The sequence below is a fragment of the Arthrobacter sp. FW306-2-2C-D06B genome (assembly GCF_021789175.1).
Lineage (GTDB): Bacteria > Actinomycetota > Actinomycetes > Actinomycetales > Micrococcaceae > Arthrobacter.
In genome coordinates, this window is the sequence record NZ_CP084560.1 from 740867 (window position 1) to 763105 (window position 22239).

Genomic DNA, 22239 nt, shown 5'->3' on the forward strand with positions numbered 1-22239 from the left:
CCTGAATCGGAGATTCGCCTACCCACGACTGGCTGGGGCTTTCGATGCCCTTTCTCTGGCGGCCCGGGGAATTTTCCCCTTGAGCCAGGCAAAGAAACTTGGTGACACAATCGACGCGACCAGCAGGGCGCCGACCACAATGTTGATGACGTCGGAGGTTACGTTGACAAAACGCAGGGCACTTTGAAGCGTGCCGATCAACAGGACTCCGGCGAGCACTCCGTGAAGGGCGCCCTTCCCACCGAAGATGGAGACGCCGCCTAGAAGGACCGCGGCGATGACGGTCAGTTCCAGTCCTTGCGCGTTGTCACCGCGCGCACTCCCGTAACGGAACGTGAAGTAGATGCCTGCAAGGGCCGAGACGAGTCCCGACAGGACAAAGAGGATGAACTTTGTCCGCTGGACTTTTACACCGGAGAAGGCGGCGACTTCCTGGTTGCGTCCGATGGCGAATATCCCGCGTCCGAAGGGCGTGAAATGAAGCAGGAGGACGAAGGCCAGGGCCAGAATGACGACCAGAACGATGACGTAGGGGATGCCGCTTTTGCCGAATATGGACGTCGTTAGTGTCGTCCAGTACTCGGGAAAGTTCACCACGGATTTCGTTCCAAGGATGCCGACGGCGATTCCACGAAATAGCGCTAGCGTCCCGATTGTCACGGCCAGGGAGGGTAGTCCGACGACGGTGACGAGAAGACCGTTGATGGCACCGCAGAGAATACCGAGCACCAGAGCTGCCAGCGCTGCGAGTTCAACGGGCCAACCGGCGTCGAACAAGGCTCCGAGCGTGACGTTACTCAGTCCGACTATGCTTGCCACCGAAAGATCGATTTCCGCTGAGATCAGAATCAGGGTCATCGGCAAGGCGATGAGGAGGATCGGGGTGGCATCCAGCAGCAAGTATCCCAAGGTGAGCGGACTGGAGAACTTGCGGATCGACGTCGATGCGCCGACAGCCACGATGATCAAGGCGATGACCACCGCGAATTCGCGGGTGAGGAGGAACCGTTTCCACGCCGGGGAACTGTAGTAGGGATAGGCTCGGCTCCGGGACGGGGCGGGGTGTAAGGATGTGGATGAGTCAGTCATTTGCGTTGTCCCTGATCTCGATGAGTTTGTGGAATCGGCGAAGGGCGAGAACCCGATCCAGCGCGATGGCGCCGAGGATGAGGGCACCGACGACCGCCTGCTGCCAAAAATCCTGCACTCCCAGGAGCGGCAGGGCCCGATTGATGGTCAGCAGGAGCACGGCACCGATCGCGGCTCCGAGCACGCTTCCGCTTCCGCCGAAAATAGCGATTCCGCCGACGACGGCGGCCGCGACAGAGATAAGTTCAAAGCCGGTTCCAGCCTGCGAATCGACAGTCCCATAACGGGCGGCGAACAGGACGCCGGCGAGTCCGGTCAGGGCCCCACATGCCACGAACGCGAGTATTACCCGCTTAGCGACGCGCAGGCCATATAGCGTTGCTGCTGAGGGATCGGAGCCGATGGCGTAAAGCTCGCGGCCCCCGCGTGTAGTCCTCATGTACCATCCGACGGCGACGAGCACGAGCGCGGCGATGATGGCCAGTGTGGGAATGTTCAGGAACGAGCTGACGCCGAAGCCGAGGAAGTCGCGTGGCATGTCCGACGCGTTGATCGGCTTGCGGCCGACCCACCACACGTCCACGCCCCGGTAAATGTAAAGCGTACCCAGCGTGACCACGAGGGCGGGAACTTTTGCGCAGGCGATCAGTGCTCCGTTAATCAGTCCGAGCAGAGCACCGAGGGCGATTCCGGCAATAATGGCGACCGGAATCGGCAACCCCGGGAAATCAACGAAGAGGCGTCCGGTCAGGTAGGCGGTGAGCCCGACGACGGATCCGACTGAAAGGTCGATGTTGCGGGTAATGATGACCATCGCCTGTCCGATGGCCAGGAGCACAAAGATTGCCGGAGTGAGGAGGAGGTCCCGGAAGCCGTCGGTGCTGACGAGAAACGCGGGGCTTCGGACCGTTGTCACCACGAGGACCATGAGGAGGGCGAGAACGATGCCCGTTTCGCGGGACTTCACGAGCGTTTCGATAGCCCGCGCTGCGGGGTTCTTGCGTGCGGGGGAGATGAGGGTTGTCACTGTGTCGGCTCCATCACGTTCGTGGCGGCCACGACCTGTTGTACGTCGTGCGTTGCTGCGAACATCACCGCTTCCGCCGTCGCCTCTGCGCGGGGGATCTGTGACGTGATTCTTCCTTCACGCATAACGAGAACACGATCGGCCATGCCGAGTACCTCCGGTAGTTCTGAGGAAATCATGAGGATTGCGAGCCCTTGGCCCGCAAGTTGCGAGAGCAGGCGGTGGACCTCCGCTTTGGTTCCCACGTCGATGCCGCGGGTCGGCTCGTCGACGATCAGTACCCGTGGCTGAGCCGCGAGCCACTTGGCCAGGACAATCTTTTGCTGATTGCCGCCCGAGAGCGTTCCTGCTGCCGTTGCCAGGGAATGGGACTTGACCTGCAGGCGCCGGGCCCACCCGTCGGCGGCCAGGTTCTCCGCCTTGGCGGAGAGGAGACCGAAACGAACGAGTCCTCGGCAGATGGACAGCGTCAGATTTCGTGCCACACCGAAATCCAGGATGAGGCCCTGCTGACGCCGGTCCTCAGGCACAAGCGCGACGCCGAGCTTCATTGCCGCGGCAGTGTTTTTTCGCGGAACCGTTTCGCCATAGACCGACACATGGCCCGAATCGTAGCTGTCGACACCGAAGATGGCTCGTGCGACCTCACTACGCCCGGCCCCAACGAGGCCGGCGAGGCCAACAATCTCTCCGGACCGGACGGTGAAGTTGATGTCGTGGAACGTTCCCGTGGAGTTCAGGTTCCGGACCTCCAGGGCGACCTCGCCGATTGTGGCTTCCTCCTTTGGAAAGAGTGAGTCCACATCCCGGCCGACCATCTTGCGCACGAGCGAAGGGACGTCCGTCGCATCGATCGGATCGGTGGAGATATACTCGCCATCACGCATGACGGTCACCGTGTCGCAGAGTGCATACACTTCCTCGAAGCGGTGCGAGATGAACAGCAAAGCACGCCCCTCGTCGCGGAGTGCCCTGGCGACGGCAAACAGCCGGTCCACCTCGGCGAGGCTAAGGGCCGCCGTCGGCTCGTCCATGACCAGGACCTTCGCATCCAGCGATATCGCCTTGGCAACTTCGATGATTTGTTGATCTGCGATGGACAGTCCCTGGGCGGCCCTGTCAGGATCAATATGCACATTTAGGCGGTTGAATATCTCCTGCGCGTGCTTTCTCATCGCGGCCCGGTCGATCCGTCCCCAGGACTTCATGGGCTGGCGGCCCATGAAGATGTTCTCGGTGACGGAAAGGTCCGGAAAGAGTGTCGGCTCCTGGTAGATGACCGCGATGCCGGCATTCTTGGATTCGGCAGTGGACGGAAAATCCACTTCGGTACCGTCGAGGGTAAAGGAACCGGTATCCCGGTGGTACAGACCTGCAATGATCTTGACGATTGTTGACTTGCCGGCTCCGTTCTCACCCATTAAGGCATGAATGGAGCCGGCCTTGAGCGTCAACTGGCCGTTTCGGAGCGCCTGCACCGCCCCGAACGACTTCGAGACTTTGGACAGCTCAAGCACAACGTCGCCGGTGGCGCCGATCTTGGCCGAGTGGCTGGACAATTGGATCAATCCCTTCACGTCGGGGTGGTGGTCATCAATGGGTTCAGAATGAACCGGGGCGGCACTGGGTTCACTGGTGTGGACCGCCGGGACTGAGAAGCTCCTTGCGGCGGAGGTGTTCGTCCGGACGCGAGTCAATGCGCTCGGCGTCTGGTTCGGACAGGTGTGTGGTGTTGCCGATGGAAAGGGCGCCACCGATGATACGGGCGCATTTCACAGCCATTTCTGTGATCTGCAGAGCCTCCGTGGCAGACTGCCCCAAGGCAAACATTCCATGATTGACAAGGTAAAGAGCCTTCGGAGGACCGCCGAACGCGGCGATATGGTGCTGAAGCTCGAGGCGTGCGATGCGGGCCAGTTGGAGCCCCGGGTCCGTGTAGGGAATGAGCAGCTGGTGCTTGCCCAGGACCACCACCTGATCGGGAAAGAGGGTTCCTGAGACGAGCTCCGTGGCTTGGTCGGAACACAGCAACGCATTGACGCTGACGGGATGGGTGTGAGCGACAACCGGCGTCCCACCGTATTCTTGGCAGACAGCGTGGAGCAATGCCTCAACGGATGGCCTCTTGTCTTCGGAATCGACGAGGCTTTCCATCAGCACGCGGGCAACGGTTTCATCGTCGGCCGTGTCATCGTCCAGGAGGGCCAGAAGCGGGGCCAGCCGGACCTCAACTAAGTCTTTTCGGGCGGCCGTCGCCATGTTGGACCCTGACGCCTTGACAAACATTGTCTCCGGCGTGGCTCGCCCGGAGACGTTTCCTTCGGCAAGGATCACTAGGTCCCGCCCGGGTTCCCCGAGGGTTCGGCAGAGCCTGACAATGTCGTCGGCTATTTTATGGCTCACGACTGTTCCTTTCGCGCGGCTTGGAGGTGGTGCAGCTTTTGCCCGGCTGTCTGCCAGGCAAGCAATGAGGACTTGTTGGAGGTCGGGTTGTACCGCAGCGGTTCGGTGCTGGCCCGAACGATCTTGCGGGCGTGGGCCACGTTTTCGACGGCACCCGTCGAGATGGCTTGGACCAGGAGATTGCCCATGGACGTGGCTTCGGCGGGACCGGCCAGAACGGGGCGCTGGCACGCATCGGCGGTCAGTTGGCACAACAGCGAGTTTCTGGCACCTCCGCCGATCATGTGGATCACCTCGACGGGTTCCCCGCTGATCTCGCGGGCCGTGGTGATCGCAGCCCGGTATGCCAGCGCCAGACTGTCCACGATGCATCTGGTCATTTCGGCATGACTTTCGGGAACCGTCTGACCGCTTTGTCGGCAATAGCCCGCAATTCGTGCGGGAAGGTCGCCAGGCTCCAGGAAGGCAGGGTCGCTGACGTCGATGACAAATTGACGGGCCGGCACACCCTGGGCTGCCTGGAGGAGATCCGGAATTGTGAAGCGGCTTCGATCGTTTCCGTTCCATTGCCGGACACATTCCTCGAGCAGCCATAGACCTGCCAGATTCCTCATGAAAAGTGTCGTGCCGTAGGCGCCTTGCTCATTCGTGAAATCTGCTGATCGTGCATCCTCGGTAAGTACCGGCCGGTCCAGTTCGAGTCCCACGAGCGACCACGTGCCGCACGAGATGAACGCATAGGGTTCTTCGGCGGGTAACGCCAGCACGGCCGACGCGGTGTCATGTTCGGCGACGCGGTACACCGTCAGCGGCTCGTCCGCTGAGATGGCGTCGCGGACGGCGGGAAGAATTTCCCCGGCGAGTGTCCCGGTATCGCACAACTGCGGCAAGGCAGAGAGTGGAATACCGGCCCGTGAGGCCAGTTGCGGAGACCAGTCACCGGTAGTTACGTCCACGAGTTCGGTGGTCGACGCTATTGATCGCTCCGCCCCGAAAGTGCCCGTGAGGCCGTGCACCCACAGATCCGGGATCAGTAGGGCTTTCTCCCCGCCCGTCAGTTCACCTCGCTCGGCGGCATCCGACAACTGGTAGAGGGTATTGATGGGGAGCGGATTGATGCCTGTGATGCCATATCCGACCCGGGCCGGAATCCGCCGGCGGAGCCGTTCAACGCTCTCGGACGGAGCCGAGCGGTAGTGGCGCGCAGACGGGAAGTCAAGTCCCCCAGGGCGGACGATGCCGTAGTCGACACCCCAGCTGTCGATGCCCACGCCACTGGCTGAATGGCCCCGTTCGCGCAGTGACGTGACGGCGGCGCGAAGACCGCCGAGCGTCTTTTGGAACAGACCGGTAGTGTCCCACTCCAAAACGCCCGCGATCAGGACCGGGTCGTTGCTAAATCTTGTTACTTCTTTCAGTTCGATCTGGGTATCTTCGATGATGCCGCAACAGACCCGCCCGCTCGTTGCTCCAAGGTCAACCGCTATATAAGCAGGCATGGATCCTCACTCTCGACACTGAAAGACGGTGATGCACCTCGTGGTACATGTTGTGAAATTTAGCAATGAATTTCACGATCCGCAAGGCATTCAAACATGAACTAACAAATGTCGGCTAGGATTACGGTCATAACAAGCGAGGGGAAGACATGACGCTAAGCGGCTCTGCAGCCACGGAAGAACGCCGAGAAATGCTCAGAGTGATTCTTCGCGAGGAAGGCACGGTCGATTTGGCCGCCGCCTCCGAAAAACTCGAAGTGCACCCCATGACCGTTCGCCGCGATCTCGATTTCCTGGAACAGGAAGGGATCGCCCGGCGAGTCCGGGGAGGTGCGGTCTACGTCGGCACCGAGGATTTTCATCAACGCCAAGGTCGGCATTTTGCTGCAAAACGACGTATTGCCGAGAAGCTTGTGCCTCTGATCAAGTCAAACCAGGCCATTGGTTTCGACGCATCAACGACGGTCTTTCAGCTCGCAAGCGCACTAAAGGACGTCGAACAACTCTCGGTGATCACTAACGGACTTGCCACCTTCACGGCCCTTCAACATCGGCCGGGGATACGCGCGTACCTCACCGGAGGGGAATCCGAGGAGCAAAACGCCAGCCTCGTCGGGCCGTTGGCTGTGGCTTCGTTGTCCAGTTTCCTGCTGAATACGTGTGTTCTCTCGACGAGTTGCATCGACCCGGTCATCGGCACCAGCGAGCCCACAATGGCTCAGGTTGAAGTCAAAAAGGCGATGGCGGACGCGTCCCAATTCGTCGTCATAGCCACGGACTCATCGAAGCTCGGCACGCGGTCCGTCGCCCGCGCCCTTCCAATGAGCAGGATCGATTTGCTCGTTACGGAACTCGATCCCAAAGACCCGAAACTGGACCCTTTCCGAGACGTAACTGACATCCTCTGAAGCAGGCACAAGGCTCCTCCCGCGCGGCATGTTCGGTCCGATATCGGTCGACAAGCCCACGAGGAGGCAGTTTCCCAAGTTCAGGGAGAGACTGCGGCAGGGAAGCTCACACCCTGATCTTCGCAAGGCAGTGGATCCGTGGTCGGAATGACATCATCACGGCAACTTATTGCCGGTTCAGATTCCTCCACCAGATCAAGCAGGTCGTCCCAGACCCCAGAGGGGATCCTCCACTGCGCAAGATCCGTGACAAAATCGGCTTGCGACGGGGTGCTGGCGCCAACGATCGTTGAGGCAACCCGTGGATCAAGCGTCGAGAACTGCAGGGCAGCTGCCGCCAAGGGGATGCCATACGCCGCACAGATCAACCGCATCTTGTCGCTCCGTTCCAGTCGTGCCGGCCCCCTCTCCCGGTTCGTGCCCTGGGTAGACCTTCCCGCGCCATCCAGAAGTAATCTGCCGGTGAATGGCGCGGCATTTACGAACGCCACCTCCCGGGAGACGGCATTCTGGATCAGCGGCTCGGCTGCCCGATCCAGCAGACTATACGGAACGTGGCTGATCACCGCGTCGAACGCATCAGTTTGCAGGTACTTCAGTTGGAGATCTATCGGACCGCCCGCAATACCAAGATGATTGATCAAGCCCTGATCCCGCAACCCAACGAGCGTTGCAAGAGGGCCGCTACGCGTCGTTGCTGATTCAAAGCTGGACTCTTCGGGATTACGCAGCAAGACGAGCGGGAGAAGGTCGAGGCCAAGGCGCTGAAGGCTCTCTTCCACGGCGCGCACAATACCGTCCCCCGAGAAGTCGAGCGCTAAGGCGGGTCCCACGCTACGCGTCAGGACAAATCCATCGGGCAAGCCGCCTGCTTCGGAAATGGCCCTCCCAATACACCGTTCTCGCTCGGCCCCTTGCCAGGATTCACCACTCGCATCGATGAAGTTGAAGGGTCCTTCCAACACCCTCCGGATGGTCTCCAAGGCGGCTTCGAAACCGGGCCCGCAATCCGGCTGTCCAGTGCACACATCCACCGGGCTAAGGTTGATGCCCACTGATGACGCCGACAGGCCCGCACGGCCAAGCATTCGTCTTCTCATCTTTACCCTCGTGCAACCCTTCAAACGGTTTTGTGAGCTTTCCTAGCCTCGGCATCTGGAGCCGAGAATTTCTTTTTTACAATCCACCCCCCGTTGGCAGTAGGCGCCTGTCGGCACCAGCCACCTGCCAGTGCCGACACAGGCGTCGTGGCCGCCCGGCCTTCTCGAGGCACCCGGATAGGCCTCGTCAACCTCTCGCGGCTTGTACCCGCTCGTGAGTCAGCGCGTCGCCGCCGGGAAGCCTGACGAAGGCTTCCTCTTCTATGCCGAGATCCGCGTACACCCTGTGCAGTGCGGCGACCACGGCGCCGACGGCACCCGAGAAGTCGCCCAACTCGGCAGCAGCGAGCCGGGGAGACGCGCGGAGATTCTGCTCTAGAGCCGCCTGGTAGCGGTCGAGTGTCGACGCGAGGGAGTTCGCGATGCCGCCGCCGAGGACGATCGTCTGCGGATCGCATGAAACCGTTGTGGCCGTGAGAACGATCAGAAGAGCTTGATCGAAATGGGCGCGCAATGCCTTCAGTGCAGGGCCCGCATCGCTAGCGAAGAGCTGGCTAGGGGCGGCGAGATCGATGCCCGCCTCGGCGGCACGCCGGATGATCCCGGCGCCGGTGACCATGTGCTCAAGGCGAGTCCCAAGGGGTCCGACGGGTAGCTGCCCGAATTCACCGATTAGTCCGTGGTCGCCCTGAAGGATTCGGCCATCGATCGCCAGCCCGGCGCCGAGACCGGAACCGATCGTGACCATTGCAGCGTTGGACGCGGAACGTGCCGCGCCGAAATGCTGTTCACCGAGGAGCGCATAGTTGGCGTCGTTGTCGAAGCCGACCGGCCTGCCCATCGCCTTCTCGACTTCGTCCAGGAACGTTGGCGCCTCGATCTGGGCCAAGTTGGGTGCGTTGGAAATCGTGCGCTTCTGCTGACTCACAGCCCCCGGCAGGCCAACGCAGAGGTGTTCGACCCGATCCCAGACGTCTCCGGCCGATGTGCGCGCGGTGGAGGCCAACCAATGAGCGAGCTCGCGCGCAGTCGTCGCAGTTGGCGTCGCGATCTCGAGGGCAAGGAGCGGACGAGCAAGCAGGTCGGCGACGACGAGACGCACGTTGGACGCTCCGAGGTCCACGCCGACGACGAAACTGCGATTGGGCACCACGTCTAGCTCGACGGCCCGACGTCCGCGGGATTCGGAGATGATCTCGGCAGTCTCGGTGACGATTCCTTCAGCGATCAGCTGGTCGACCGCACGGGTGACTGTCGCCGCGGAGATGCCTGATGCTTCGGCAATCCATTTGCGGCTGGCAGGTCGCGACATCATTAGGGCCGTCAAGACCGCCTTGCGGTTCAGCTCTCTAGTGTCTTGAACCATCAGGCCTCCTTTTGAAATCAGTGTGAATTCAAAGTTAACCTAAATCGCCGTGGCGATCCAGTCATCTCGGGGGTCGGTTTACTGGCCGGTTCATTCGCGATCACATTCACCGGGCGGGGTGCTCCAGTAGGGGTGGCTGCATGGTTGGCCTCGTCCCACGTGACCGGCTATGACCCATAGCCCTGAGTTTACGGGACTGAACAGTCGGGCGACGACGCCGCTTAGACCTTCGGTGCGATTCGCGAACGGGGCGAAGGTGCAGGGTGGAAGGTGCCCCACGCCTCGCCCACGCCTCGCCCACGATGCCTCCGAGACCTATTCGTTATAATCGAGGGGGTTGACTTTACTTGCGCACTGAAATCAAAATGGATTACGCACAGTCGAAGATGACAGGGCCACGGGCCAGCCGCTACCTGTCACCGGAACTGGCATCCCACCCGGTCACGGAAGGTAGACCCCCATGAGCACAGCACCCACGGTCCGACGGTTCGGCCTTCGTGCCGCAGTCGGCGCACTCGCGATCACGCTCGCCCTCGCTGGCTGCTCCGGCGGAGGCGGCGGCACGGCCGCTTCGTCCGGGCCCGCAGCCAAGCCCAGCCTGGAGTTCGCAGGTCCGAACGGAGAGAAGCCCGGTGCCCTCTCGGAGCTTTCGCTGACGAGTGACGAGCAGGCGAAGGTGAAGGGCGGCAAGTACACCGCCGCCTTCGTCTGGCACACGTCCTCGGACTTCGTGACCGCCGTCGAGAAGGGCGCGCGTGAGGAGTTCAAGAACCTCGGGATCGACGTCGTCGCGAGCACACAGGCCAACTTCAACGCCGCTACCCAGGCCAACAACGTTCAGACAGTCCTCGCGCTGCACCCGAACATCATCGTTACCATCGCGGTCGACCCGACCTCCGCCGCCGAGGCGTTCAAGCCCGCCGTCGCCGCGGGAACGAAGCTCGTCATCATGACCACGCCCCCCGCCGGATACCAGGCCGGCAAGGACTTTGTGTCCATCGTGACGGAGAACCTGGCCCAGGCAGGACGAGCCAACGCCGAGATCCTGGGCGACGCCCTCGGCAAGACAGGTGAGGTGGGCTATATCTCGTACAACGCCAACTTCTGGTTCACGAACCAGAGGGACAAGTCGTTCAAGGATTGGCTGGCGTACGAATACCCCGACATGAAGATCGTTGACTCCGAAGGCTTCGCCGATGAGACGGCCACCCAGACGATCGCGGCCGCTATGATCGCGAAGAACCCGAATATCAAGGGCATCTACGTGTCGTGGGCGACGGCCGCGCAGGGCGTCGTGGCCGCGATCAAGGCGGCCGGGCGGAACGACATCCAGGTGGTCACGAACGACCTGGACACCACCCTTGCGGCCTCGATGGCCTCCGGAACGAACGTGGCCGGAATGGTCGGAAACGGATCCCTCGGAATCGGCAAGGGTCTCGCCTTGGCCGGAGCATACGGCGTCCTCGGCAAGACCGCGCCGGCGTTGGTCGCCTCTGACCCGACTAAGGTCACCAAGGCAGACCTCGACAAGGGATGGCTGTCCGACTATGGCACCCAGCCGCCGTCGAGCATCACCGGTGGCTGACCTCGGACCGAACGGGGCGGACGACCTCCCGCCCCGCCCGCCCCGTACCCCAAGCACCAAGCACCACGAAGGAGACATCGATGTCAGGGCAAGTCACAACCGTTCTCGGTACGGTTTCGACCGATGACCTCGGCAGGGTCATGCCACACGAACACCTCCTCTCGCTGACCCCGGGACCCTGGCTCACCGGCGGGCTGCGGGACGACGCCGTCGATCGGGCGGTGGAGGCTCTCGGGTCGCTCCGAGAGTTCGGATTCGGGACTGTCGTCGACCTCAGCCCTTACGGTGTCGTCGGTCGTGACGACAATGGCGACAACGCTGCACTGCTCGCCGAGATCTCGCGCAAGACGGGCCTGCACATCGTCTCCGGAACCGCGTTCTACCTTGAGTCCTACTCTCCCGAATGGGCGCAGGACGCCGACGCCGGCGTCCTCGCCGAGCGCCTGATCCGTGATGTGGTCCACGGTATTGGCGATTCGGGCATCCGTGCAGGCATCTTCGGCGAACAGGCGACAAGCCTGGGGGAGATCACCGAGTACGAGGAGAAGTGCCTCCGCGCCGTCGCCCGCGCTCAACGAGAGACCGGGCTCGCGATCATGACCCACACCACCCACGGCACCATGGCGTTCGAGCAGCTCGAGATACTCAGGTCCGAAGGCGTTGACCTGGACCGAGTGGTCATCGGCCACATGGACACCCAGCTGAGCCCCGAATTCGTACGCCGCGTCCTGGATGCCGGGCCCCGCATCGCCATCGACACGATCGGCAAGGAGAGCTGGGATTTCTTCCTTGGTCCGGCCCCCGACCCCCGCCCGGACGGCGAGTTCGACAAGCACGCCTTCCACCGGTCTGACGCCGGACGCGCCGACCTTGTCGCGTGGCTGGTCTCACTCGGATACACCGACCGCATCCTGCTCGCCCAAGACCTCACTGGAGCCGAAGTCTGGATGAACCCGAAAACCCACGGGATCCACGGCTACTCCTACCTCGGCGCTGTCTTCGTTCCCGAGCTCCGCGCACGGGGAGTCTCGGACGCGGACTGCGAACGGCTCCTCAGTGCCAACCCCGCAAGAGTGCTGGAGGTGCTGTGAACATTCTCCAGGATTCCTCCGTTCCGGTTTCGCGGTTCGTCGTCGGTGTCGACCTTGGCGGAACCAAGGTGCGTGCCGGCATCGCGGGCCTCGACGGCCGGGTCCTGTTCCAGATGACCGAACCCACCGCTCCGGATGCCGGGCCCGATCTCGTTCCGCAGTTGTCCGCATTGGTGGCTGCCCTGGCCTCGGCTGTCGGGGCCGATGTATCGGCAGTCGTCGCCACAGCGGTAGGAGGAGCGGGCGTTCCCGACGACGACTCGGGCCGATTCGAGCGCGCACCGAATCTCGGCGAGCTCAATGGGTTCAGCCTGGCAGCCGACCTCGAGGAGGCGCTGGGGCATCCGGTGGTCTTGGAGAACGATGTCAACGTCGCGGCTCTCGGCGAACTGCACGAAGGCGTCGGCCTCGCGTACGACAGCTTCGCGTTCGTATCGGTCGGCACCGGCATCGGCGTCGGTCTCATCCTCGACCGTCGGCTGTGGGCCGGAGCGAGCGGCGGCGCCGGGGAGATTGGATACTTGCCGTTCGGTGCCGACCCGCTCAACCCCGACAGCCACCGTCGCGGTCCGCTTGAAGAGGTGGTCGCGGGCGACGCCATCGGCCGTCGGTACGGGGCGTCCTCCGACGCAGCCGCCCCCGAAGCCACTCCCGACGCCGTCGAGGTCTTCGATCGGGCCGGGCGCGGGGACCCGCGTGCGGCCGCCTCGCTCGACGAGGAGGCGAAGTGGATCGCCTTTGCCCTCGTCGCGGTCGACGCTGTCGTGAACCCGGGACTCTTCGTCCTCGGCGGGGGAATCGGCACCCGCATCGAACTCCTCGCGCCCATCCGCGCGTGGATGACGCGCCTCGGCCGAGGCGACCTTGAGGTCGTTATCAGCCGGCTCGGCCCCCGCGCCCCCATCGCCGGCGCCGTGCGCCTGGCCATCGACAAGGCCCTCCAGCCACAGGAAAGAGAAGCATCATGACCATCACGACCCACGTCAAGACAGGGACGGGCAGCTCCGTCTTCCGGCACATCGATTGGAGGCAGTATGTCGTCTACATCGGCTTCGTAGTCGTGTTCGCTTACTTCGCCATCACCCAGGCCGGCAACTTCCTCAACACCACGACCCTCGTCAACATCATCACCCAGGCCGCGCCCATCACAGTGATGGCGGTCGGCGCGGTGTTCGTCTTGAGCGTTGGCGAAATCGACCTCTCCATCGGTTCCACCGTCGCACTCGCGTCCCTCGGTTCGGCCGTGACGCTGCAGGCGACCCACCAATGGTGGTTGGCCGCGTTGGCCGGACTCGCCATCGGCGCTGGGGTCGGCGCGGTCAACGGGATCTTTATCACTCTGGTGCGTCTGCCATCCTTCCTGGTCACTCTGGCCACGATGGGCCTGGTGGCCGGGCTCGCCCAGCAGGCGACCAACCTGCAATCGGTTCCGGTCACGAACAGCGCCTTCGGTTGGCTGTTCGGCGGCGGAACGCTTCTCGGGATCCCCATTCTGATCTGGTGGACAGTCGCGATCGTCGCCATCGGGTGGCACGTGCTCCGTCAGCGCTCGTTCGGCGCGCACGTGCTCGCAGTGGGCAACAAATCGTCGGCAGCGGCGGTGAGCGGCATCCGAGTGAACCGCGTGAAAATGATCGTCTTCATCGTGAGCGGCATGGCGGCGGCCCTGGCCGGCCTCCTCTACGCTGGTCGTCTTGCCGGCGCGACGTACACGCTCGGCAGCTCCGACTTGATGAGTGTGCTCGCCGCGGTCATCGTCGGGGGCACCTCCCTCACCGGAGGCAAGGGCTCCATCATCGGAGCCCTTGTCGGCAGCCTGTTCATGAGCATGATCAACTACGGTCTGCTCCTGGGCGGCCTCAACGTGGCACAGCAGTTAATCGTGCGCGGCATCATCATCCTCGCCGCCGTCTCCCTCTCGCTCCGCGCCAAGAAGAACAGTTAGGCCCACCGATGTTCGTAGACCTCCTTCGCCGCCGCAACCCGGCGCTTCTGCAAGCGGCCGCCCGGTTCCACCAGAACGGTCAGATCCCGGCCAACTCCTATGTGATCGACCTCGATGCGGTGACCCGAAACGCGGCCGCCATCTCGGCCGAAGCCAGCCGACTCTCCCTGACGCCCTTCGCCATGACGAAACAGATCGGGCGCAACCCGGACGCCTCCCGGGCAATCGCCGCCGGCGGCATCGACAAAGCGGTCGGGGTGGACCTCGAGTGCGCGATCGCCGCTGCGACCGGAGGCCTCCGGATCGGCCATCTGGGCCACCTCGTCCAGATTCCCAAACATCGCGCCGCCGAGGCCGCCGCACTCGAACCGCTCTACTGGACGGTTTTCTCGGAAACGAAGGCAGCCGAGGCCGGCGCGGCCGCTATGGCGCGCGGCCGGGTCCAAGACGTCCTGTTGCGTATCCAGGCCCCTGGCGATCGGTTCTATCGCGGACACGAGGGCGGGTTCAACGCAACCGACGTCGTGGGCGCTGCCGACCGGATCGACGCCATTGGGGGCGTTCGGTTCGCTGGCATCACCACCTTCCCCGCAACGCTCTTCGACGCCACAACGGGTGCCGCTCGCTCCACTCCGAACCTCGCCACGCTCACCACGGCTTTGCGGGCACTGGAACGAGCGGGCCGCCGGGATGTGCAGGTGAACGCGCCAGGAACGACCTCCGTCTCCATCTTGGCCGCGCTCGCCGAAGCCGGCGCCACCCAGGTGGAACCGGGACACGGCCTGACGGGCACCACTCCGATCCACGCGGTGCAGGACCTCGTGGAGGAACCCGCCATCGCCTATGTCTCCGAGGTCTCCCACCTCTGGAACGGTGACGCCTACGTCTTCGGCGGTGGCCTCTACGTCGACCCGGTGCTCGGCGGTTCGACGACCACGGCCCTCCTTGTGGCGCCGGATACCAACGCGGTCACCGCGCCTGAGCTACGGGTGGACATGCCGGCAGCCGACGCGATCGACTATTACGCCACCGTTCCCCTCGGCGACCACCGCGCACAACCAGGCGACACCGTGCTATTCGGGTTCCGCCCCCAAGTGTTCGTCACCCGCGCCCTCACCGCCGGCATTGCGGGTCTCTCCACCGGAACGCCGACGGTCGCCGGTATCTGGTCTTCCGACGGCTCAGCACCCCTCACCATCTCTGACACCCTCGCTGCACCCAGGAGGACAGCATGATCATCGCAGACCCCACATCCACGCCGAAACCCAACGACGGAACGGTCAAACCGCTCCGGCTCGAGGGCATCAGCAAGCACTTCGGCGGCATCGTCGCCATCAAGCGGTTCGACCTTGAGATCGAGCCCGGCGAGATCGTCGCCCTTGTCGGCGACAACGGTGCCGGAAAATCGACGCTCGTCAAGATCATCTCCGGCCTCTACCAGCCCACCGACGGGGAGATCTGGTTGAACGGGGAACGCACCATCTTTCGCGACGCCTCCGATGCGCGCACGAAGGGCGTCGAAGTCGTCTACCAGGATCTCGCACTTGTCGACCTCCAGCCGGTGTACATGAACCTGTTCCTCGGCCGCGAACTGCGCAAGGCGCCGTTCGGCACGCTCGATCGGAAGGAGATGGCAACGCGCACACAGGCACTCGTCGATGAGCTGGATGTGCGCATCCCCTCTGCGAAGTCGACACTCAGCGACCTTTCGGGCGGCCAACGACAGGGTATAGCCATCGCGCGCGCCACCCATTGGGCCAGCAGCCTTGTACTGATGGATGAACCGACGGCGGCCTTGGGGGTGGCCGAGACTGCGAAGGTCGAGGAGACCATCCTCAAACTCAAGGAGCGCGGCGCCGCCGTACTCGTCGTCAGCCACAACATGGAGCAGGTCTTCCGCATCGCCGACCGGGTCACCGTCCTCCGACGTGGGACACAGGTAGAAACCCGGCGTGTTGCCGACACGTCCCACAATGAGCTGGTCTCGATGATCACGGGGCTCGCCTCGTGAGCGCGGCGATCATCGACGGGCCCGGGGCACTAATGCGGGCGGAGATCGCCGAGCAGCCCAGCCGCTGGATCGACCTTCTTGATGACCAGCGGCCCGCCATCGACGCCGCCGCCGACCTGATCCGTGAAACCCAACCGGAATTGATCGTCTTCGTGGCACGAGGGTCAAGCGATCATGCCGCGATGTACGGCCAATACCTCGTCCACAACCTTCTTCACATCCCGGCCATGCTGGCGACCCCGGCAACGGTGACCGCGTTCGACACCAGCCTCCGCTACCCCTCGGCTGTCGCCCTCGCCGTATCCCAATCCGGCCAGTCCCCGGACCTGCTCGCGACCGCCGAATCCATTGCCGAAACGGGCGTGCCCATCGTCGCGATCACCAACGACTCCCGGAGCGCCCTCGCCGCACTCGGCCGCGTTCATATTCCGCTCGCAGCCGGGCCGGAACTCTCAGTTGCCGCGACCAAGACATACACCGCGGAGCTCCTGGCCATCGCACTCGTGGTGTTCCGCGTCGCTGGCCTCGATTGGGACGACATTGGAACTCGCGTCCGTGCGACAGTGGAGGAAGCGATCGCAGTCCTTGAACAGCCTGTCGACGAGTTGGTCGATGCTTTCGAGGGTCGCGAACGCATCCTCATCGTCGGCCGAGGCTACGGGATGGCTACCGCGAAGGAGGGCGCCCTCAAGCTCATGGAGACGAATGCGATCGCCGCCTCGGGCTGGAGCGCCGCCGATGCGACCCACGGCCCGCTCGGGCAGATCGTGCCTGGTACGGGCATCATCGCGTTGACGCGCGGCGACGCAGGCCGCGACTCCGTCATCTCCTTCGCCGAAGCGGCCACCCGGCTCGGCGGGCTCGTCGCTGAGCTGGGCGGCCGGACAATCGCGGACGCCCAGGTCCGGGTGCCGAGCGACACCGTGGCGACCGAACTGTCGCCGCTCGTCGACATTCTCCCGCTGCAGAGACTGGCCCTGGAACTGGCACTACGCCGCGGACTGGACCCAGACAATCCAGTGGGTCTTGCCAAAGTCACCAAGACTCACTAATCCGTGCGCGATGCCCCGGGCCCGCCCGGACGCCCCGGTTGATCGTCGCCACTGCCCCTTGCGAGGGCGACTAAGTCGGAGGCGCTGAGCCACCGGTCAGCGGCCGCTGCCATCAGCGGCTCCCGAAGAGCGTCGGCCTTCACGCGGGCACGTCGGCAGGAACATCGACTGGAGCCCGAGCCGAGTTGTGTCCAAAGATGTGGGTCATTGCGTTTCCCCCGCCGCGGATGCTTCCCCTTTCTTACGGCAAACTATCGCATAATCGGGGAGCGGCCGAAACGGCGATCTGGTCTAATGTTGACCGATGATTGAACCGCGCCAACTTAGTGAAAGCGTCAGCATGCGAGCGCTGCGTATAAGTGATGCCGTTGCGCTCGCAGCCGCATATGTGCGCAACCGTGACTACCTTTCACCCTGGGAGCCAATGCGGCCCGAGGAGTACTACACCGTAGATTGGCAGTCCTCGGACATTGCCAACCGCCTTGTCGCGCAAGAGGCAGGGGAGGCGTATCCGCTCGGGCTGTTCGACGGCGATCGACTCGTCGGCCGCTTCAACATGCCAGGAATCGTCCGCGGTCCCTTCCAGAGCGCGGGCCTGGGTTACTGGGTGGACGGCGCCTACGCAGGCCGCGGACTGGCGTCGGGGGCAGTCCAGGCGATAGTCGAAATGGCGCGCGACGAACTCGGACTGCACCGCATCGAGGCGAGCACCCTTCTGCACAACGCTGCCTCGCAGCGCGTGCTGCTCAAGGCCGGGTTTCAGCAGATCGGCATGGCGCCGCGATACCTGCAGATTGCCGGAAAATGGCAGGACCACAATCTCTACCAAGTGGTCCTTCACGACTAGAACCGTACACGGGCTCGCCAAGTACGCTATCGCCATGCAGATTCGTGAATGCACCCTCGATGACTTGGGACCGCTGAATGTAGTCTGTGACGCCAGCGAGCGAAAACGCTGGACAAGCGACATGATCGCCCCGAGGAGCGACCGAGTCGTTTTAGCGGCCGTAGCAGATGGCGAGGTCATCGGCGTGGCCAAGACGCATTTCCACTCGGACCCGGAAGGCCGCTCGCCCGCAGGACACTATCTCGGGGGAGTGGTGGTCGCCCCGGGGTTTCGACGGCGAGGGGTCGGTTCTGCCCTCACCCTGGCGAGGTTGGAATGGATCTGGTCCCGAGCGTCGATCGCCCACTACTTCGCAAACGAACACAACAAGGCATCCATCAGAATGCACGATGCGCTCGGCTTCCGGCCGGTCGCCCGATTCTCGGAGATTCGCGGAGTGACCGCCGACGACGGCCGGTCTGAGCTCATTCTCTTCGCGGCGTCCCGAGAAGAGTGGGACCCGTCAGAGGTCACTGAGTCCAAGGCCTCGAACATCGAGGCAGGGTGAGCGCTTCCCTGCCGAGGCCCCGATTGATCGAAGGCAAGTGCAGGATGGGCCTTTGACCGACGGCAATTTCAGCCATACGAAGCGTTCCATTTTGTTGAAGGTTCCGAAGTCCAGAACGGCCCCGTCAAGCTTGGGGGCCAGGTCATGGCTGACGCTGACCGTGATCGTCTCTTCGCCCGGTGAGTCCGCTCCGGCGCTTGCTCCTTCGCGGCCGGGAAGGTACAAAACGCATTCAAGGGGCTTTTTCGGCTCCGTCCGCGAGAAGTAGAGCCCTTGCTTTCGGCAGCCGCCGTTTCCTTGGTAGCAATGCAGCAGTCCGCCGAAAACATCGATCATTTCGACGGCGGTCCCACTCACGAAAAAGCTGCCGTGACCGGGAATCCGGGCGAGCATGCCTTGTCCCGTTGTCGCGGACTTCATGTGCTGGTTCCGATCTATGGTGATGTGCGGTCCCGGCTTTGACTTCGAGTGAGCCGCGCACTTGCTTATATGCATCTATATGCAGATTATTTCACATTCCTACTTGCGGGCTAAATGGCAGTCCGGCTCGCCTTCGCGATACGGCGCCTCGCCTGATAGCCGGACGGCCTGCCCGCACGGGATGTGCGGGCAGGCCGTCTCGGGTGGGTGACGCCGTGGTGGTTCGCCGCGGTGTTGTAGCTCTGCGCGGGGGGTGTTGATGTCGCGGCGCGACGGCGGGCGACCGTCCGTTATCGGCCCAGCTGGGGGTCGGACGTGAGCGCCCGGCCGTCGTCGAGGCGCCCAGCGAGGACCCGCATGAGCTTCGTATCCGCCGCGGCGGTGAGCTTGAGGTCGTACCAGCCGCCTTGCGTCGGGATCACTACGGTCTTGGCCTGGCCCGGGTTGAGCGCGAGGGCCTGCGACCCGGCGCCGTATGCGTCCGTGAGCGTGAGGGCGGCCGGCGCCGGGCCAGCGTTCTCGATCCGGAACTGCGCGTGGCCGGACACACCGTCCCGGGTGACGGTCGCGCGGATGTCCGCGGCCGCCGTCGTGCCCGCGTAACGGCGGTACCAGCCCGCCGGGCCGTGCATTTGCACGTCATACTCGGCGCCAAGCGCCCACGACGCGTCGAGGGCCGTGCCCGCGCCGACCGTGTACGAGTACGGTCCCGCCGGCAGGAGATTCGAGCGGACCTGCACGTGTGCGCCGAGCGCCCCGGCGTTCGACCAGTGCGCGGAGAGCTTGCCGCCCGCCACCGAGACTGCGACGTCGAGCGCGTACCCGAGGGGGCGCGACGGGCGCGTGCCTTTTTCCTGGGCCGGCATCGAATTGGCTGCGGGAGGCGTCGGCACGTAGCTCGGGTGCCGATTGTGGTCCGCGGGCTTGAATGCCGAGGTGTCGGGCAGGGCCGGCGCCACGCCAGCGTGCGCCGAGAAGTCGAACGCGCTGGTGAGGTCCCCACACACTGCGCGGCGCCATGGCGAAATGTTGGGGGACTTCACGCCAAAGCGCGACTCGAGGAACCGCACGATCGAGGTGTGGTCGAACGTCTCCGAGCAGACCCACCCGCCCATGCTCCAGGGCGAGACGACGAGCATCGGCACGCGCACGCCGAGACCGTAGTGGCCCGGGACGTCGGCGATGCCGGAGAATGTCATCCGGCCGTCGTACCACTCGCCCTCGGTAGAGACCGTGGATGCGCCGGGGATCTGCGGGGTGTTGGGGTGCGGCGGGACGACGTGGTCGAAGAAGCCGTCGTTCTCGTCGTACATGAAGAACACGGCCGTCTTGCTCCAGACGTCCGGGTTGGAGGTAAGGATGTTGAGGATGTTCGCCGTGTACCAGGCGCCGAAGTTCGGCGGCCAGTTCGAGTGCTCGGTGTACGCCTCGGGGGCCACGACGTAGGAGACCTGCGGGAGCTTCCCGCTCGCGACGTCCTCGCGGAAGATCCGGAACAGGTCGTCGCCGGCCTTCGCGTTCGTGCCGGTCAGCGCCTTCTCATAAAGCGGGCTGCCGGGCTTCGAGTTCTGGTACTGCGTGAGGTATAGGAGCGAGTTGTCGCCGTAGTTGCCGATGTGCGCGTCGCCCGTCCAGCCCCAGTAGCCCGCGGCCGTCAGGCCGTCGCCGACATCCTGGTACACCTTCCAGCTCACGCCGGCCTTCTCAAGCTCCTCGGGGTACGAGCTCCACGAGTAGCCGACCTCGGCGTTCCACAGGTCGGGACCGCCAGCCTTGTAGTCGTTGCCGTCCCAGCCCGTGAACATGTAGTAGCGGTTGGGGTCCGTGGGGCCGAGCAGCGAGCAGTGGTACTGGTCGCAGATCGTGAACGCGTCCGCGAGGGCGAAATGGAACGGGACATCGCCGCGCTCATAGAACGCCATGGAGGCCTCGGACTTGGCGGGGAGCCACTTGTCGTACTTGCCGATGTTGAAGGCCTCGTGGGTGAGCTTCCACGAGTGGTCGAGGTCTTCCATGAACTGCATGCCGAGATTCGGCGCGGTCGGGTGGTAAGGGAGGATGTCGCGCGTTCCGTTGTTCTGCGCGAACGCGTCCTTCCCGCTCGGGAGGATGGCCGGATGCGGGTCACCGAACCCGCGTACGCCTTTGAGCGTGCCGAAGTAGTGGTCGAATGCCCGGTTCTCCTGCATGAAGACGATCACGTGCTCGACGTCTTTGATCGAGCCGGTGGCACGGTTGGCCGGAATGGTTGCGGCGCGCGCGATGCTCTCGCCGAGCATTTCCGCGATTGCGGCACTCGCCGCGGTGGCACCTGACAGTTGAAGAAAACGCCGACGGTTGAGACCTGACATGAGTTACTCCCAGTGCTTGGCTTTGCTGACAAAACCCCCGCCCGACTCTTCCAGCACCAGGCACAAGCTAAGTGCAGGAAAAGCAAACTTTGGGCAACATGCGGGAGGGGGCAAGTCGGAGCCGGCTCTTATCGGCCTGGAGTCTCGGTCCGGGAGTGATTGAGCTTTTCAGTCTTTCGGGCGGTGAGGTACAGGCGATGGGCTGTAATGACCAGGACCAGCCAGGCGGCGCCGAGCGTCCAGGCAGCCAGGACATCGGTGAGCCAGTGGTGGCCCAGGAACACCCGGCTGAGGCCGATGGTCAGGGCGAAGAGGGCCGCGGCGGTCACAGTCCAGGCACGGGCCCGGCGGGAGCGGCAACGCAGGATGACCAGGTAGGCGACGATTCCGGCGATCACGAACGAATTCAGCGAGTGTCCGCTGGGAAACGAGGGGGAATACTCGTAGGGCGGCACGGCGTCGCTGAGCGGGGGCCGGGCTCGGCCGATGAGCTGCTTGCCGGCGATGGTCATGAGGAGGGAACCGGCCGCAGCGGTCACAATGAGGATCGCCGGCGTCCAGGAGCGGCGCCGCAGGACCAGTACGGCGGTGGCAATCACGGCCAGGATCGGCATCCCGATTCCTCCGCCCAGATCGGTGTAGGCCGTGGCGGCGGCGTCCAGTGCGGGGCTGCGCAAGGTCATCGCTGCCTCCAGGACCGGGTGGTCCAGGGCCGACACGCCATCTGCTTCTGTCACGGCCTCGTACACTCCGCCGGTCGCGAAGGCCAGCAGTGATGCCACTGCGGCTCCGGCAGTGAGGATCAGGATCAGCGCACCGTACGGGCCGAGACGGGCACTGAGGCGTTGTGCGCGGGAGGCGAGCCACCTGCCAGCGGGGGACTTCCACCGGGCCAGGTCAGCGTCACCGACGAACCGGTCGTCGGCAAGCTCGCGTTTGCCTCCCGCTGAGTCGTCATCCGACGTGCCTTGGGGATGAACGCCCATTGTCTTCCGCCT

General features: G+C 63.8%; 20 protein-coding genes. 10 read left to right on the forward strand and 10 right to left on the reverse strand.

From position 1 onward, the window contains the following. Positions 1-18: 18 nt before the first annotated feature. Genes LFT47_RS03635 through LFT47_RS03655 form a run of 5 tightly spaced genes read right to left on the reverse strand, consistent with a single transcriptional unit; the run spans position 19 to position 6018 of the window. Positions 19-1089, reverse strand: a complete 1071-nt coding sequence (locus LFT47_RS03635; protein WP_236815333.1) for an ABC transporter permease — start codon at positions 1087-1089, stop codon at positions 19-21. Continuing rightward, positions 1082-2116 (reverse strand): ABC transporter permease, encoded by a 1035-nt coding sequence (locus tag LFT47_RS03640; protein WP_236815335.1) that lies wholly within the window; start codon positions 2114-2116, stop codon positions 1082-1084. The genes LFT47_RS03635 and LFT47_RS03640 overlap by 8 nt, the downstream gene beginning before the upstream one ends. Further along, positions 2113-3693 carry a sugar ABC transporter ATP-binding protein gene (locus LFT47_RS03645; protein WP_442863433.1) on the reverse strand — a complete coding sequence of 527 codons (1581 nt, stop codon included), beginning with the start codon at positions 3691-3693 and terminating at the stop codon, positions 2113-2115. The genes LFT47_RS03640 and LFT47_RS03645 overlap by 4 nt, the downstream gene beginning before the upstream one ends. Positions 3694-3745: 52 nt before the next feature. Beyond that, positions 3746-4519 (reverse strand): class II aldolase/adducin family protein, encoded by a 774-nt coding sequence (locus LFT47_RS03650; protein WP_236815337.1) that lies wholly within the window; start codon positions 4517-4519, stop codon positions 3746-3748. Beyond that, positions 4516-6018, reverse strand: a complete 1503-nt coding sequence (locus LFT47_RS03655; protein WP_236815339.1) for a rhamnulokinase — start codon at positions 6016-6018, stop codon at positions 4516-4518. Before LFT47_RS03655 ends, LFT47_RS03650 begins: the two co-directional genes overlap by 4 nt. Positions 6019-6167: 149 nt before the next feature. Between LFT47_RS03655 and LFT47_RS03660 the strand changes: the two genes are divergently transcribed. Further along, positions 6168-6926 carry a DeoR/GlpR family DNA-binding transcription regulator gene (locus LFT47_RS03660; protein WP_236815341.1) on the forward strand — a complete coding sequence of 253 codons (759 nt, stop codon included), beginning with the start codon at positions 6168-6170 and terminating at the stop codon, positions 6924-6926. 80 nt (positions 6927-7006) lie between these two features. Here LFT47_RS03660 and LFT47_RS03665 read toward each other — a convergent pair whose 3' ends face one another. Both LFT47_RS03665 and LFT47_RS03670 read right to left on the reverse strand, forming a co-directional pair. After that, on the reverse strand, positions 7007-7891 hold the full coding sequence (locus tag LFT47_RS03665) for an aldo/keto reductase (protein ID WP_236815344.1): 885 nt from the start codon (positions 7889-7891) through the stop codon (positions 7007-7009). Between the two features lie 322 nt (positions 7892-8213). Further along, a complete protein-coding gene (locus tag LFT47_RS03670; RefSeq protein WP_236815346.1) occupies positions 8214-9392 on the reverse strand; it encodes an ROK family transcriptional regulator in 1179 nt (392 codons plus the stop codon). 460 nt (positions 9393-9852) lie between these two features. Here LFT47_RS03670 and LFT47_RS03675 point away from each other — a divergent pair, with 460 nt between their 5' ends. The 9 genes from LFT47_RS03675 to LFT47_RS03715 all read left to right on the forward strand — a co-directional run bounded on the left by LFT47_RS03675 (position 9853) and on the right by LFT47_RS03715 (position 18470). Further along, positions 9853-10977 (forward strand): substrate-binding domain-containing protein, encoded by a 1125-nt coding sequence (locus LFT47_RS03675; RefSeq protein ID WP_236815348.1) that lies wholly within the window; start codon positions 9853-9855, stop codon positions 10975-10977. Between the two features lie 80 nt (positions 10978-11057). After that, entirely contained in the window at positions 11058-12068 is a 1011-nt protein-coding gene (locus LFT47_RS03680; RefSeq protein ID WP_236815350.1) for a phosphotriesterase family protein, read from the forward strand. Then, positions 12065-13036, forward strand: a complete 972-nt coding sequence (locus LFT47_RS03685) for an ROK family protein (protein WP_236815352.1) — start codon at positions 12065-12067, stop codon at positions 13034-13036. The genes LFT47_RS03680 and LFT47_RS03685 overlap by 4 nt, the downstream gene beginning before the upstream one ends. Next, positions 13033-14013 (forward strand): ABC transporter permease, encoded by a 981-nt coding sequence (locus tag LFT47_RS03690; RefSeq protein WP_236815353.1) that lies wholly within the window; start codon positions 13033-13035, stop codon positions 14011-14013. Before LFT47_RS03685 ends, LFT47_RS03690 begins: the two co-directional genes overlap by 4 nt. Before the next feature lie 8 nt (positions 14014-14021). Further along, complete coding sequence (locus tag LFT47_RS03695) at positions 14022-15248, forward strand: alanine racemase (protein WP_236815355.1); 1227 nt, start codon at positions 14022-14024, stop codon at positions 15246-15248. Further along, complete coding sequence (locus LFT47_RS03700) at positions 15245-16024, forward strand: ATP-binding cassette domain-containing protein (RefSeq protein ID WP_236815357.1); 780 nt, start codon at positions 15245-15247, stop codon at positions 16022-16024. Before LFT47_RS03695 ends, LFT47_RS03700 begins: the two co-directional genes overlap by 4 nt. After that, positions 16021-17076 carry an SIS domain-containing protein gene (locus LFT47_RS03705; protein WP_236815359.1) on the forward strand — a complete coding sequence of 352 codons (1056 nt, stop codon included), beginning with the start codon at positions 16021-16023 and terminating at the stop codon, positions 17074-17076. Before LFT47_RS03700 ends, LFT47_RS03705 begins: the two co-directional genes overlap by 4 nt. A 340-nt stretch (positions 17077-17416) precedes the next feature. Next, a complete protein-coding gene (locus tag LFT47_RS03710; protein ID WP_236815361.1) occupies positions 17417-17923 on the forward strand; it encodes a GNAT family N-acetyltransferase in 507 nt (168 codons plus the stop codon). A 34-nt stretch (positions 17924-17957) separates the two neighbouring features. Further along, positions 17958-18470: a GNAT family N-acetyltransferase gene (locus LFT47_RS03715; protein WP_236815363.1), complete on the forward strand. Its 513-nt coding sequence runs from the start codon at positions 17958-17960 to the stop codon at positions 18468-18470. Here LFT47_RS03715 and LFT47_RS03720 read toward each other — a convergent pair. The 3 genes from LFT47_RS03720 to LFT47_RS03730 form a co-directional block, all read right to left on the reverse strand. Continuing rightward, positions 18426-18890 (reverse strand): peptidase, encoded by a 465-nt coding sequence (locus LFT47_RS03720; RefSeq protein ID WP_236815365.1) that lies wholly within the window; start codon positions 18888-18890, stop codon positions 18426-18428. The two genes, LFT47_RS03715 and LFT47_RS03720, sit on opposite strands and share 45 nt — an antisense overlap. A gap of 290 nt (positions 18891-19180) precedes the next feature. Further along, positions 19181-21241 carry a phosphocholine-specific phospholipase C gene (locus tag LFT47_RS03725; protein WP_236815367.1) on the reverse strand — a complete coding sequence of 687 codons (2061 nt, stop codon included), beginning with the start codon at positions 21239-21241 and terminating at the stop codon, positions 19181-19183. A 128-nt stretch (positions 21242-21369) separates the two neighbouring features. After that, a complete protein-coding gene (locus tag LFT47_RS03730; protein WP_236815369.1) occupies positions 21370-22227 on the reverse strand; it encodes a phosphatase PAP2 family protein in 858 nt (285 codons plus the stop codon). Positions 22228-22239: the final 12 nt, after the last annotated feature.

What these genes read in the sequence shown, in the direction of transcription:
- LFT47_RS03635 (WP_236815333.1), bottom strand. Translation starts at nt 1,089, where the DNA reads ATGACTGACTCATCCACATCCTTACACCCCGCCCCGTCCCGGAGCCGA.
- LFT47_RS03655 (WP_236815339.1), bottom strand. Translation starts at nt 6,018, where the DNA reads ATGCCTGCTTATATAGCGGTTGACCTTGGAGCAACGAGCGGGCGGGTC.
- LFT47_RS03660 (WP_236815341.1), top strand. Translation starts at nt 6,168, where the DNA reads ATGACGCTAAGCGGCTCTGCAGCCACGGAAGAACGCCGAGAAATGCTC.
- LFT47_RS03670 (WP_236815346.1), bottom strand. Translation starts at nt 9,392, where the DNA reads ATGGTTCAAGACACTAGAGAGCTGAACCGCAAGGCGGTCTTGACGGCC.
- LFT47_RS03675 (WP_236815348.1), top strand. Translation starts at nt 9,853, where the DNA reads ATGAGCACAGCACCCACGGTCCGACGGTTCGGCCTTCGTGCCGCAGTC.
- LFT47_RS03680 (WP_236815350.1), top strand. Translation starts at nt 11,058, where the DNA reads ATGTCAGGGCAAGTCACAACCGTTCTCGGTACGGTTTCGACCGATGAC.
- LFT47_RS03690 (WP_236815353.1), top strand. Translation starts at nt 13,033, where the DNA reads ATGACCATCACGACCCACGTCAAGACAGGGACGGGCAGCTCCGTCTTC.
- LFT47_RS03695 (WP_236815355.1), top strand. Translation starts at nt 14,022, where the DNA reads ATGTTCGTAGACCTCCTTCGCCGCCGCAACCCGGCGCTTCTGCAAGCG.
- LFT47_RS03700 (WP_236815357.1), top strand. Translation starts at nt 15,245, where the DNA reads ATGATCATCGCAGACCCCACATCCACGCCGAAACCCAACGACGGAACG.
- LFT47_RS03710 (WP_236815361.1), top strand. Translation starts at nt 17,417, where the DNA reads ATGCGAGCGCTGCGTATAAGTGATGCCGTTGCGCTCGCAGCCGCATAT.
- LFT47_RS03715 (WP_236815363.1), top strand. Translation starts at nt 17,958, where the DNA reads ATGCAGATTCGTGAATGCACCCTCGATGACTTGGGACCGCTGAATGTA.
- LFT47_RS03720 (WP_236815365.1), bottom strand. Translation starts at nt 18,890, where the DNA reads ATGAAGTCCGCGACAACGGGACAAGGCATGCTCGCCCGGATTCCCGGT.
- LFT47_RS03725 (WP_236815367.1), bottom strand. Translation starts at nt 21,241, where the DNA reads ATGTCAGGTCTCAACCGTCGGCGTTTTCTTCAACTGTCAGGTGCCACC.
- LFT47_RS03730 (WP_236815369.1), bottom strand. Translation starts at nt 22,227, where the DNA reads ATGGGCGTTCATCCCCAAGGCACGTCGGATGACGACTCAGCGGGAGGC.